The following is a 13,082-nucleotide window of genomic DNA, read 5'->3' as shown; positions in this document are numbered from 1 at the left end:
CATGGTAGCAGGGAAAAGCGCCCCGCATCCGAGGCTTTCCTCAAATGCGGGGCGCTTCTACAAACTGCTTCTACAAACGACTATTTCGTCTTGCCGGTAATGAGCGTCTTAAGACCCAGGCCGATCAGACCCAGGCCCATGCGCACGCGGCCGGGGCGATGGCGCTCGATGGCCTTGGTCTTGCCGGCGGGCTTATCGCGACGGGCGCTCGTCTCGGGTGCGGGCTTGATGACCTGCGGATCGGGCTGAGGTGCAGGTGCAGGCTCGGGCTCAATGACGGTCGCCTGGACCTCTTGGACCTTGGGTGTGGCCGGCTGCGGCTCAGGAGCAGGGGCGGGCTTTGCCTCGGCGGCGGGCTCCGGAGTCGCAGTAGCGGGCTCGGGCGCTTTCTCCACGGCGGGCTCTGCGGCAGCCTCGGGCTCATTCACCGGGGGAGCTGCAACCGCTTCCGGTTTGGCAGCTGCCCCGTGTTCAACCTCGGCCTGAATGGCCTCCTCGGCCACACGTTCCTTCTCCTGTGCGCGCTGCTGCGCGGCGGCCTCGGCGTTGCGATAGGCACGCTCCAGCAGGGCTTCCTGCGAGTTGAAGGGTTTCTCACCCTCTGCACGCTCCACGGGGACCCAGGTGCCGTCGCTCGTGAGGCTGCGGGCCTTCACGTTGTCGCGCAGCTGCATGCCCATGTACTCGTGCACTAGGGCGCGGCAGGTGGGGTCGAGCACGGGGAAGGCAATCTCCACGCGGTGCTCGGTGTTGCGCGTCATCATGTCTGCCGAGCTCAGGTAAATCATGTCCGAGTCCACGCCGAAAGCATAGACGCGCGCGTGCTCCAAAAAGCGTCCGACGATGGAGCGGACATGCACGTTCTCGGTCTTGCCCGGAACACCGGGCTTGAGGCACGAGATGCCGCGGATGATCATGTCTACGCGCACGCCGGCACACGATGCCTCGGCGATCTTGTCGATAACCTCGCGGTCGGTCAGCGAGTTGAGCTTAAAGAACACGCGGGCGGGCTCGCCGGCAAGGGCGCGCTGGATCTCGCGGTCAAGCCCGCGCATGATGAGCGGTTTCAGTCCGACGGGCGCCACACCCAGGAAGCGGTAGTCGCCGCGCAGGTTGCCCAGCGACAGATTGCGGAAGAACAGGTTGGCGTCCTCGCCGATGCCGGGATGGGCTGTCATGAGCATAAAGTCGCTGTAGAGTTTGGCCGTCTTCTCGTTAAAGTTGCCGGTGCCCAAAAGCGTGAGGCGCGTTAGCGCCATGCCCTCGCGATAGGTGAGCTGGCAGATCTTTGAGTGGCATTTAAAGCCCTCGGAACCATAGATGACGGTGCAGCCGGCCTCTTCCAGGCGCTCGGCCCACTCGATGTTGTTCTGCTCGTCAAAGCGGGCACGAAGTTCCATGAGCACCGTGACCTCTTTGCCGTTCTCGGCAGCATCGATCAGCGACTCGCACAGGCGGCTCTGCTTGGCCACGCGGTAGAGCGTGATGCGCAGCGAGATGCACTCGGGGTCGTAGGCGGCCTCGTGCACCAGATCCAGGAAGGGGTTCATGGCCTCGTAGGGATAAAAGAGCAGCTTGTCGTGCTGCAGCACCTGCTCGCGGATGGAGCGGGTCATGTCGATGGTGGGATTGGGCTGCGGCCTAAACGGCGTAAAGAGCAGCTCGTTGCGCAGGTGCTCGGGAATCTTGCCCTCAATGCCAAAGACGTAGCCCAGGTCGAGCGGGATATCGCAGGTAAAGACAGAGCGGCGCGAAAGCTCGAGCGCCTTGCGGATGGTCTTGAGCGTTGCCTTCTCGAGCGACCCCGAGACCGCGAGCACTACCGGCTGCAGACGCAGGCGCTTCTTGAGGATGCGCTTCATGTGCTGGCGGTAGTCCTCTTCCTCTTCGACGCCCTCGCCGTCCGGATCGATGTCGGCGTTGCGGGTGACGCGGATCAGCGCACGATCCAGCGGCTTATAGGAGCCAAAGCAGCTGTCCAGGCAGGCGAGGATGACGTCCTCGAGCAAGATGTAGGAGTAGGTGCCGGTGGGCGAGGGGATCTCGACCACGCGGTTCATCGAGGCGGGAATCTCGATAAGGCCCAGCAGGCTCTCCTCGTCGGTGGCGCCGTCCAGACCACAGGCCAGATAGAGCGCGCCATTGCGTAGGTTGGGGAAGGGGTGGCGAGGATCGATGACCAGCGGCGAGATGACCGGCGACACGTAGGCCTGGAAGTAGCGGGTTACAAAGGTGCGCTCCTCGGGCGTAAGCGAATCGATGCGGGCGCGGTGAACGCCCAAGGTGTCGAGCTTGCCCTCGATGCTCTTAAAGATGGACTCCCAACGGGTAAGGAGCCCGGGCATTTCGGCCATGACAGCATCGACCTGTTCGGAGGCGGTCATATTGCTCTTGTTGTCGACAGGTTGCTTTTTGAGCTCTGCCAGATCGGACAGGCCGCCCACGCGCACCATGAGAAACTCGTCGAGGTTAGACTCGAAAATCGACACGAACTTTAGACGCTCGAACAGCGGAACGGTCTCATCGAAGGCTTCGTCAAGCACACGGTTGTCAAAGCGTAGCCAGCTGAGCTCTCGGTTCTGCGTGTACGAGAAGTCGCGAGGCGGTTTGCGCAGCTTTGCGGCGGCTTGCTTTTTTTCGATTTTGCTCGGCATATGCATCTGTCCGTTCAGTCCCCGCAGGGGACGGTAGCTTAACCCTATTCACTATTGTCTCAATTTAGTCGACTTGTGGCACGGACGTATTGTGCGAACGGTATCTTTACCTACTTCTTACGCTGACAAGTCATAGGACTGACGCCCTGCTCGTCTGCAAGCGGTCTATATCCTCACTCAACTGGTACGTAAGTGTGAATAAGAATGATGGATAGCTGAATATCATTGAATGCAGGCGGAAACGTAAACAAACATCATTTATATACATAAAACCGATTTAGCTATGCAATTCTGAATCAAAAGTTTAGAGATGCAATTGCAAATAGTTTTTAGGAAAAAAGAGCGTTTACCTTAGAAAAGTTACTTTAGAACGCCGAAGTACATTATGGGGGAATCTCATGCGATATACCGTTCATCGCACTTTGTTGACCGTTCGGGGGCGAGGTGGAATTGCGGGTGGAATTTGGATATAACTAGAGCTGTCAGCAAGCAGCGTCCGCTATGGAAGGGCGCTGAGAGATTCGGCCGAAAGGCCCGAAAGAAAGGTAGGAGGCCATGACGAAAGGTCTGCACGTGCCTTCCGAGATCGGCAAGCTCAGGAAGGTCTGCCTGCACCGTCCCGGCGACGAGCTCCTCAACCTGCCGCCCGACGAGCTCGAGCGACTCCTGTTCGACGACGTCCCGTTCCTGGAGGTCGCGCAGCAGGAGCACGACACCTTCGCCCAGATCCTGAGGGACCAGGGCGTGGAGGTCCTCTATCTCGAGAACCTCGTCGCCGAGGTGTTCGACCAGGTCCCCGGCGCCCGCGCCGAGTTCACCGACCAGTACATCGCCGAGGCCGGCATCCGCGGCCAGCACATGCCGCAGATCGTCCGCGAGAAGCTGGACTCCATCGAGGACAACCTCGAGTTCGTCAAGAAGACCATGGCCGGCATGACCAAGTCCGAGATCGACATGCCCCTCACGGCGTCCACGACCCTCGACTCCCTGGTCAACTCCGAGTCCGAGTCCGACCTGATCATCGACCCGATGCCCAACCTCTACTTCACCCGCGACCCGTTCGCGGTCATCGGCGAGGGCGTCAACCTCAACCGCATGTACTCGGTCACCCGCAACCGCGAGACCCTGTACGGCAAGTACATCTTCAAGTACCACCCCGACTACAAGGACGTCTCGCTGTACTTCCGCCGCGACTGCCAGTTCCACACCGAGGGCGGCGACGTGCTGAACATCAACGAGAAGACCCTCGCCGTCGGCATCTCCCAGCGCACCCAGGCCGCCGCGATCGACGTCATGGCCCAGAACATCTTCTGGAACTCCGACTCCAAGGTCGAGCGCATCCTGGCCTTCGATATCCCGGTCTCGCGCGCCTTCATGCACCTCGACACGGTCTTCACCCAGATCGACGTCGATAAGTTCACGATCCACCCCGCCATCATGGGCACCCTGCGCGTCTACGAGCTGACCGCCGGCAAGAACCCGGGCGACGTGAACATCCGCCTGATCGAGGACACCCTCGAGCACGTCCTGGAGGACGCCACCGGCGTCGACCAGGTCAAGCTGATCCCCTGCGGCGGCGGCGACCCGATCGCGGCCTCCCGCGAGCAGTGGAACGACGGCTCCAACACCCTGTGCGTCGAGCCCGGCAAGATCTGCGTCTACGCCCGCAACACCGTCACCAACGACGTGCTGTACAAGGAGGGCCTGGACCTTCTCGTCGTGCCCTCCGCCGAGCTCTCCCGCGGCCGCGGCGGCCCGCGCTGCATGAGCATGCCCTTCTGGCGCGAGGACCTCTAAGGTCTTCAAGGACTCGTACGGGTCATAATACATACATCTAGCTGCCATTAGATGTCTCCCATTGGGGCGGTGCGGGTTTTCGCACCGCCCCAATCTTGTATGAGGAACGTCAACACGATTGGACGACTGCTTTTGTAAGGAGCTTGGCTATGGACATCAAGACGATTGGCGTTGAGGAATGGCTCAACGTTTGGGAGAAGAGCGCCACGTGGGACATCGCCCAGTCGACGATCTCGTCGTTCACCATGGGCGAGCTGCGCGCGCTCGATGAACAGGACGGCGCCACGTTCTACGAGCGCCTGGACCGCGAGAAGATGAACTACGGCTGGATCGAGGGCTCGCCGGAGTTTAAGGCCGAGGTTGCCAAGCTGTATCGTCGGGAGGTCAATCCCGATCACATTCTGCAGACCAATGGCTGCACGGGCGCTAACCTCAACGCCATCATGGCTGTGGTCGAGCCCGGCGACCATGTTATCGCCGAGTGGCCCACCTACGCGCCGCTCTACGAGATTCCGCGCACGCTGGGCGCCGAGGTCGAGTATTGGGAGCTTCGCGAGGAACTCGGCTGGAAGCCCGATATCGAGGAACTCAAGCGCTTGGTGCGCCCCAACACCAGACTCATCTGCATCAACAACGCATCGAACCCCATCGGTACGGTGCTCGATGCCGATATGCTCGGCCAGATTGCCGAGATCGCCCGCTCGGTGGGCGCCTACGTGCTGTGCGACGAGGTATATCTGCCGCTCGAAAACACTGAGTCCTTTATGTCGATGGTCGACGTGTACGAGAGGGCCATTGTCACCAACTCGTTGTCGAAGACCTATTCGACACCTGCGGCCCGCGTGGGCTGGGTCCTGGCCGACAAAGAGGTGTCCAACCGCATCCGTACCTATCGCGATTACACCATGATCTGCGGCGGCGTGTTCAACGATGCCCTGGCGACCTATGTGCTTGAGCACAAGGATAAGATTCTCGAGCGCAATCGCAAGATCGTGTTTGGCAACCGCGATATCGCGCAGGCTTGGATCGATACGCAGCATCGCGTTTCCTGGACGGCCCCGCAGGGCGTGTCCACCTCGTTTATCCAGCTGGATATTCCCGAGGATGACGAGGAGTTCTGCAGGCGCCTGCTGTCCGAGAGGGGAGTGCTGCTGGTCCCCGGTAGCCGTTTTGAGCTTCCCTGCGGCGCACGCCTGGGCTACTGCGCGAGCGAGGACGTTCTGCGCGAGGGCCTGAGGCTTTTGGGCGAGGCACTGGCGGAGTTCGATCGCTAGGATTCCGATGGTCTTCGGGGGCCTTATCCAAATTAGCCGAAGATAATCGAAAACGGACCCGTTTCCCTAGGGGAAGCGGGTCCGTTTTTCTATACCGAGAAGTCAAGTTGTTACAAATGGGGCCGTAAAGCGAGGCGGTATCCGCTGGGCCTTATACTGAGTTTCCGGTGAACGGTATCAAGCGTCTGGTAAACGGTAATTTATTTATCAGAAATGAATAGGACAAACTTTTTTCTGAATAAAAATGAAAATGGTTGAGACGCGGTGTGAACCGCTAATTCTATTCATAACTTTATTGGAAATATGCAATTTGAGGATGGTTTAACAAAGTTTAGTTCCATTTGATTTTAGGATTAAAACGCGTTTAAGCACGTAAATACGCTTTATTAAGATGAAGTGTGCCATGCGTGAAGTATATGTGTATGCCGTTCACCCCCTATAAAAAACCGTTCGAGGGCAAGGTGGAAGTATGAGCTGATTTTGGATATAAATATGTCATCAGCAATAACGCCTCACACGGAGGGGCGCTAACGAATCGGCCCTGACAAGGGCCCGAAAGAAAGGTAGGAGGCCATGACGAAAGGTCTGCACGTGCCTTCCGAGATCGGCAAGCTCAGGAAGGTCTGCCTGCACCGTCCCGGCGACGAGCTCCTCAACCTGCCGCCCGACGAGCTCGAGCGACTCCTGTTCGACGACGTCCCGTTCCTGGAGGTCGCGCAGCAGGAGCACGACACCTTCGCCCAGATCCTGAGGGACCAGGGCGTGGAGGTCCTCTATCTCGAGAACCTCGTCGCCGAGGTGTTCGACCAGGTCCCCGGCGCCCGCGCCGAGTTCACCGACCAGTACATCGCCGAGGCCGGCATCCGCGGCCAGCACATGCCGCAGATCGTCCGCGAGAAGCTGGACTCCATCGAGGACAACCTCGAGTTCGTCAAGAAGACCATGGCCGGCATGACCAAGTCCGAGATCGACATGCCCCTCACGGCGTCCACGACCCTCGACTCCCTGGTCAACTCCGAGTCCGAGTCCGACCTGATCATCGACCCGATGCCCAACCTCTACTTCACCCGCGACCCGTTCGCGGTCATCGGCGAGGGCGTCAACCTCAACCGCATGTACTCGGTCACCCGCAACCGCGAGACCCTGTACGGCAAGTACATCTTCAAGTACCACCCCGACTACAAGGACGTCTCGCTGTACTTCCGCCGCGACTGCCAGTTCCACACCGAGGGCGGCGACGTGCTGAACATCAACGAGAAGACCCTCGCCGTCGGCATCTCCCAGCGCACCCAGGCCGCCGCGATCGACGTCATGGCCCAGAACATCTTCTGGAACTCCGACTCCAAGGTCGAGCGCATCCTGGCCTTCGATATCCCGGTCTCGCGCGCCTTCATGCACCTCGACACGGTCTTCACCCAGATCGACGTCGATAAGTTCACGATCCACCCCGCCATCATGGGCACCCTGCGCGTCTACGAGCTGACCGCCGGCAAGAACCCGGGCGACGTGAACATCCGCCTGATCGAGGACACCCTCGAGCACGTCCTGGAGGACGCCACCGGCGTCGACCAGGTCAAGCTGATCCCCTGCGGCGGCGGCGACCCGATCGCGGCCTCCCGCGAGCAGTGGAACGACGGCTCCAACACCCTGTGCGTCGAGCCCGGCAAGATCTGCGTCTACGCCCGCAACACCGTCACCAACGACGTGCTGTACAAGGAGGGCCTGGACCTTCTCGTCGTGCCCTCCGCCGAGCTCTCCCGCGGCCGCGGCGGCCCGCGCTGCATGAGCATGCCCTTCTGGCGCGAGGACCTCTAAGTCTTTCCGTTTCCGGTGCGGTCCCCCTACAACCGCACCGGCTTCGCCCGTTAAACGGGCAACACTAATACTTACGTAATTCATTTCTTCGAAAGGAATCGAACCATGGGTGTTAACCTCTCCGGCCGTAGCTTCCTCAAGCTTCTCGACCTCACCACCGAGGAGATCGAGTACCTGCTCAAGCTCTCCAAGAACTTCAAGGATATGAAGCGCGCTGGCGTTCCGCACCGCTATCTCGAGGGCAAGAATATCGTTCTGCTCTTCCAGAAGACCTCCACTCGTACCCGCTGCGCCTTCGAGGTCGGCGGCATGGATCTGGGCATGGGCGTCACCTACCTCGATCCGGGTTCGTCGCAGATGGGCAAGAAGGAGTCCATCGAGGACACTGCCCGTGTTCTCGGCCGCATGTATGACGGCATCGAGTTCCGTGGCTTTGCCCAGGACGACGTCGAGGAGCTCGCTGCTAAGTCCGGCGTGCCCGTGTGGAACGGCCTGACCACTGAGTGGCATCCCACCCAGATGCTCGCCGATATCCTGACCGTCCAGGAGAACTTCAACTACGACATCAAGGGCAAGACCCTCGTCTTCATGGGCGACTGCAAGAACAACGTCGCTCGCTCCCTCATGGTCGTCTGCTCCAAGCTCGGCATGAACTTCGTGGCCTGCGGCCCCGAGGAGTGCATGCCCGCCGACGACGTCATCGAGGCCTGCAAGCCCATCGCCGAGGCCAACGGTTGCACCATCAAGCTGACCACCGACGTCAAGGACGGCGTCACCGGTGCCGACGTTATCTACACCGACGTGTGGGTCTCCATGGGCGAGCCCGACGAGGTCTGGGCCGAGCGCATCGCTCAGCTCACCCTGTATCGTGTCACCTCCGAGGTCATGGCTATGGCCAACCCGGGTGCCATCTTCCTGCACTGCCTGCCCAGCTTCCACGACACCAACACCACCATTGGCGCCGAGAAGTGCGAGCAGTTCGGCATCACCGAGCAGGAGGTCACCGACGAGGTCTTCGAGAGCCCCGCTTCCAAGGTCTTCGACGAGGCCGAGAACCGCATGCACACCATCAAGGCTGTCATGTACGCCACGCTCAAGTAAGAGCATCTAGCATCTCGCTCGGGGTGTATTGCTGCACACCCCGAGCAGTTTTATCTGGTAATAATCTCGCATCAAGCGGCAGGCACGGCACGGAAGAGCCGCTTCTGGCGAGATCAGTAAATGATTTATGAAGGGGGGATGAGAACTATGACTGAGACCGCTAAGAAAAAGCGCGGTATGCCTTCATCGTTCACCATTCTTCTTGCTCTGCTGGCAATTGTCGCAGTGATTACCGTTATCGTCTCCGGCACGTCCGGCGGCGCGGTTACTGCCGCCCGTCTGAGCGATTTCTGCACCGCCCCGATTAAGGGCTTCGCTGACGCTCTGCCCGTCTGTCTCTTCGTTATGATCCTGGGCGGCTTCCTCGGTATGATGACCGAGACCGGCGCCCTGGACAACGGCATCGCCGTTCTGGTGCAGAAGCTTAAGGGCAACGAGATTATGCTCATTCCCGTGCTGATGCTCATCTTCTCCCTCGGTGGTACCACCTATGGTATGTGCGAGGAGACCGTTCCCTTCTACGCCCTGCTCGCCGCTACCATGATGGCCGCTGGCTTCGACCCCATGGTCGGTGCCGCTACCGTCCTGCTCGGCGCTGGCTGCGGATGCCTGGGCTCCACGGTTAACCCGTTCGCCGTCGGCGCTGCCGTCGACGCTCTGACCGGCGTTGGCATTGAGGTCAACCAGTCCATCATCATCGGCCTCGGTGCCGTCCTGTGGATTGCCACTACCGCTATGTCCATCTTCTTCGTGATGAGCTACGCCAAGAAGGTCAAGGCTGACAAGGGTTCCACCATCCTGTCGATGCAGGAGCTCAAGGACGCCGAAGAGGCTCACGGCAAGGCTGCTTCCGAGGTCCACAAGGAGGTCAAGCTCACCGGTCGTCAGAAGGGTGTTCTGATTGCCTTCGCCTTCACCTTCGTCGTCATGATCGTCGGCTTCATTCCGCTGGCCGACCTCAACGAGGGCGTCGCTAACTTCTTCGACGCTGGCGCTGTCTACGACGCCGACGGTAACGCCGTCGTCCAGGGCTGGTCTGCCCTGATCACCGGCCTGCCCATTGGCCAGTGGTACTTCGACGAGGCTTCCACCTGGTTCTTCCTTATGGCCGTCCTGATCGGTATCATCGGTGGCCTGTCCGAGAAGCAGATCGTTAACACCTTTATCACCGGCGCTGCCGACATGATGTCCGTTGTTCTCGTCATCGCCCTCGCCCGTGGTATCTCCGTCCTCATGGCTAACACCGGCCTCGACGTCTTCGTCCTCGACGCTGCCGCCAATGCTCTGGCTGGCCTGTCCGGCGTGATCTTCGCTCCCATGAGCTTCCTGGTCTACTTCGGCCTGTCCTTCCTGATCCCCTCGACCTCCGGTATGGCCACCGTCTCCATGCCCATCATGGGACCGTTGGCTGTTAAGCTCGGCTTCTCGCCTGAGGTCATGGTCATGATCTTCTCCGCCGCCATCGGTGTCGTGAACCTGTTCACCCCGACCTCCGGCGCCATCATGGGCGGTCTCGCCCTGGCCAAGATCGAGTGGACGACCTGGCTCAAGTTTGCCCTTAAGCTCATCGTCGCGCTCTCTGTCGTCTGCGCCATCATCCTGACCGTCGCCTGCGTGTTGATCTAAGTACCCAACGGGTACCCCACGGAAACCTTGACGATCCTGTAGAGGATCACCTGGTCATCGTCTGTCCGGTGGGGTAAACCCACCGGTAGACTCCTACCTTTAGCCCCCTTCCGTTCCGTGCGCGGGAGGGGGCGCTCTTGTGTTCCGGCGTTTTACCAAACGCCGGAACCACTCGACGCTGCAAGCCCGCCAGAGCGGCAATCTGACGTTCAATCGTCGGGCATGGCCAAAAGGCCTATGCCCTCCTCTTTCACGTCACCTTGCTCGCTCTGGCGGGCTTTCGCTGACTTTTGCCCCACCTGCGGCGCTGCCATTGTTGCTGCAGGGGGACAGCTTGCTCGCTCTGGTGCCTGTTCGCTGTCCGTTCTCTGCCCGCAACGTTTCTGCTGTTGGTGCAAAGGGGTCAGATTACTTTGCGCCAAAAGGGGAAGTTGCGGTGGAATAGTTCCTGTTTGGCCGTCTTGAGGGGTTAAACGGGAACTATTTCACCGCAACTTATCGATGGCGTGTTTGGTTGGTGCCAGTTGATTGCTTGGGCGTTGGGGAGGGTCTGCTCCGTTATAATCGCCTAGAACATTAAATGGAAACGGGACGGGAGCCATATATGCGCCAGGGTTTCGACAACGCGAAGTATATCGAGCTGCAGGCTGCTCACATTAAGGAGCGCATCTCGCAGTTTGGTGGCAAGCTCTATTTGGAGTTTGGCGGTAAGCTGTTCGATGACTATCATGCGAGCCGCGTGCTGCCGGGTTTTGAACCGGACAGCAAGTTCCGCATGCTCAAGAGCATCGCCGACGATGTCGAGGTTATCATCGCGATCAACGCGAACCACATCGAGAAAAACAAGGCTCGTGGTGACCTCGGCATTACCTATGACGAGGATGTGCTGCGCCTGGTTGACCTGTTCCGCGGCAACGGCTTTGCTGTCGCGGCTGTGGTCATCACCCAGTACGCCGGCCAGCCTGCTGCCGATGTGTTCCGCAACCGCCTGAACGCGCTTGGTATTCCCGCCAAGCTGCACTATCCCATCGAGGGGTATCCGCACGATGTCGATCTGATCGTGTCCGACGATGGCTACGGCAAGAATGAGTTTGTCGAGACCACCCGACCGCTCGTCGTGGTCACTGCCCCCGGTCCTGGCTCGGGCAAGCTTGCCACCTGCCTGTCTCAGCTCTATCACGAGCACAAGCATGGCACGGCCGCCGGCTATGCCAAGTTCGAGACCTTCCCGGTCTGGAACCTTCCCCTCACGCATCCGGTCAACATCGCCTACGAGGCGGCCACGGCGGACCTCGACGATGCCAATATCATCGACTCCTTCCACCTTGAGGCCTATAACAAGACCACGGTCAACTACAACCGCGACGTCGAGGCCTTCCCGGTGGTCCGTGCTCTGATGGAAAAGATCCTGGGCAAGAGCCCCTACCAGAGTCCTACGGACATGGGCGTCAATATGGTCGGCTTTGCCATCACCGATGACGATGCCTGCCGCGACGCTTCCAAGATGGAGATCGTCCGCCGCTACTTTACCGCGGTCGAAAATGTGCGCCGTACCGGCGTGGGCGATGAGCAAGTCGACCGTCTCAAGATCATTATGAAGAAAGCCGGCATCGATAAGAACTACTCACCGGCGCGCTCGGCGGCCCTCACCAGGGAGCAGCTGACGGGTGGTCCCGTGGGTGCCATGGTTATGCCCGATGGCTCCGTGGTGACCGGCAAGACTTCCACGCGCCTGGGCGCTGCGAGCTCGCTCATCATGAATGCACTTAAGCATGTCTCGGGCGTCGACCTTGAGCTCGAGGTCATTAGCGATGAAGCGATCGAGCCCATCAGCAAGCTCAAGACGCATTTCCTGGGCAGCAAAAACCCGCGCCTCCACACCGACGAGACGCTTATGGCGCTGTCGATCACCTCGGCCACGAGTGAGACGGCCGCTCGCGTCCTTTCGGGCCTGGAGCAGCTGCGCGGTTGCGATGCCTTCTTTAGCGTGATTATCTCGCCGACTGACGAGACGGTGCTGCGCAAACTGGGTATCAACGTGTGCTGCGAGCCCAAGTTTGAGCGCCGCGGTTTCTTCCACCGCTAAGTTTGAAGCACCGCGGTAATTGCATTGCATTTTGGCCGTATCGGGTTAGCGCCCGGTACGGCTTTTTGATCAATAAAGCGCCTATTTCGGCGAAAAATAGCCGTTTACCTGCCTAGAAACAATTTGAGCGGTATACAATAACCGTAACTGTTTCATCCTTAGCGGGATGCCGCATGATGGATATTACCTGCCATCGTGAGGTGTGTCGGTCGCGCACGGCGCGTTAGATGCTCGTGCTCGGTTTGAGGAGGCTGCTATGGCGGGCAAGGGTCGTGCGAGTGTCAACGATATGAAGCGTGTCGAGGTGCTGGTGTTGATGGAGATCGACCAGCAAACCGAAGACAATGGCGGGCCGTATGGTTTCTCGCGCAAAACGCTTGCCGAGCGCGTGGGGGTTTCGCCGTATCGTGCCCGCGCCGCAATCGATCGCTTGGATTCCGAAGGCATGATTGATGTCGTCTCGCGTTATAGCGACGACGGCGGTCAGCTTGCAAATGGCATTTGCCTCACCGAACGTGGCGAGTGGTATCTTGAGGGCGTCCGTACCGGCATGCTCGTTCAAGAAATGCTTGAGGACGAGGTTGCTGATCGATAGCAGCATGTAACCCTTGCCATAGCGACGCCGCCTGGGAAACCGGGCGGCGTTTTGTTTCAAGATTGAGAAATGCAATCGCACGCAAGAAAAATTGCGAACGGTCCGCGGCGCGAGTATTACAATGAAGACCCGTA

8 protein-coding genes are annotated in these 13,082 nt (G+C 59.6%); 7 read left to right on the top strand and 1 reads right to left on the bottom strand.

The genetic code is table 11. The features are described from left to right. Nucleotides 1–80: 80 nt before the first annotated feature. Entirely contained in the window at nt 81–2,654 is a 2,574-nt protein-coding gene (gene ppk1 / locus AAAX72_RS00675) for a polyphosphate kinase 1 (RefSeq protein ID WP_349128560.1), read from the bottom strand. A gap of 555 nt (nt 2,655–3,209) precedes the next feature. Here ppk1 and arcA (AAAX72_RS00670) point away from each other — a divergent pair. The 7 genes from arcA (AAAX72_RS00670) to AAAX72_RS00640 all read left to right on the top strand — a co-directional run bounded on the left by arcA (AAAX72_RS00670) (nt 3,210) and on the right by AAAX72_RS00640 (nt 12,948). Then, nucleotides 3,210–4,451, top strand: coding sequence for an arginine deiminase (gene arcA, locus AAAX72_RS00670; protein ID WP_055309804.1), 1,242 nt, complete (start codon nt 3,210–3,212; stop codon nt 4,449–4,451). Between the two features lie 149 nt (nt 4,452–4,600). Beyond that, nucleotides 4,601–5,725: an aminotransferase gene (locus AAAX72_RS00665; protein ID WP_349128558.1), complete on the top strand. Its 1,125-nt coding sequence runs from the start codon at nt 4,601–4,603 to the stop codon at nt 5,723–5,725. Between the two features lie 573 nt (nt 5,726–6,298). Further along, complete coding sequence (arcA, locus tag AAAX72_RS00660) at nt 6,299–7,540, top strand: arginine deiminase (RefSeq protein WP_055309804.1); 1,242 nt, start codon at nt 6,299–6,301, stop codon at nt 7,538–7,540. Between the two features lie 105 nt (nt 7,541–7,645). After that, entirely contained in the window at nt 7,646–8,641 is a 996-nt protein-coding gene (gene argF / locus AAAX72_RS00655; protein WP_349128556.1) for an ornithine carbamoyltransferase, read from the top strand. 147 nt (nt 8,642–8,788) lie between these two features. Then, nucleotides 8,789–10,267 carry a YfcC family protein gene (locus AAAX72_RS00650; RefSeq protein WP_349128554.1) on the top strand — a complete coding sequence of 493 codons (1,479 nt, stop codon included), beginning with the start codon at nt 8,789–8,791 and terminating at the stop codon, nt 10,265–10,267. 604 nt (nt 10,268–10,871) lie between these two features. Further along, a complete protein-coding gene (locus AAAX72_RS00645) occupies nt 10,872–12,353 on the top strand; it encodes a DUF1846 domain-containing protein (RefSeq protein ID WP_006234276.1) in 1,482 nt (493 codons plus the stop codon). 256 nt (nt 12,354–12,609) lie between these two features. Then, complete coding sequence (locus AAAX72_RS00640; RefSeq protein WP_040358312.1) at nt 12,610–12,948, top strand: hypothetical protein; 339 nt, start codon at nt 12,610–12,612, stop codon at nt 12,946–12,948. Nucleotides 12,949–13,082 lie beyond the last annotated feature (134 nt).

The sequence above is a fragment of the Collinsella sp. CLA-ER-H8 genome (assembly GCF_040092335.1).
In the GTDB taxonomy this organism is placed as follows: domain Bacteria; phylum Actinomycetota; class Coriobacteriia; order Coriobacteriales; family Coriobacteriaceae; genus Collinsella.
Note: the sequence above shows the minus strand (reverse complement) of the source record. Positions and strands in the feature narration are given on the sequence as shown.

What these genes read in the sequence shown, in the direction of transcription:
- argF (WP_349128556.1), top strand. Translation starts at nt 7,646, where the DNA reads ATGGGTGTTAACCTCTCCGGCCGTAGCTTCCTCAAGCTTCTCGACCTC.
- ppk1 (WP_349128560.1), bottom strand. Translation starts at nt 2,654, where the DNA reads ATGCCGAGCAAAATCGAAAAAAAGCAAGCCGCCGCAAAGCTGCGCAAA.
- arcA (WP_055309804.1), top strand. Translation starts at nt 6,299, where the DNA reads ATGACGAAAGGTCTGCACGTGCCTTCCGAGATCGGCAAGCTCAGGAAG.
- AAAX72_RS00665 (WP_349128558.1), top strand. Translation starts at nt 4,601, where the DNA reads ATGGACATCAAGACGATTGGCGTTGAGGAATGGCTCAACGTTTGGGAG.
- AAAX72_RS00640 (WP_040358312.1), top strand. Translation starts at nt 12,610, where the DNA reads ATGGCGGGCAAGGGTCGTGCGAGTGTCAACGATATGAAGCGTGTCGAG.
- AAAX72_RS00645 (WP_006234276.1), top strand. Translation starts at nt 10,872, where the DNA reads ATGCGCCAGGGTTTCGACAACGCGAAGTATATCGAGCTGCAGGCTGCT.
- AAAX72_RS00650 (WP_349128554.1), top strand. Translation starts at nt 8,789, where the DNA reads ATGACTGAGACCGCTAAGAAAAAGCGCGGTATGCCTTCATCGTTCACC.
- arcA (WP_055309804.1), top strand. Translation starts at nt 3,210, where the DNA reads ATGACGAAAGGTCTGCACGTGCCTTCCGAGATCGGCAAGCTCAGGAAG.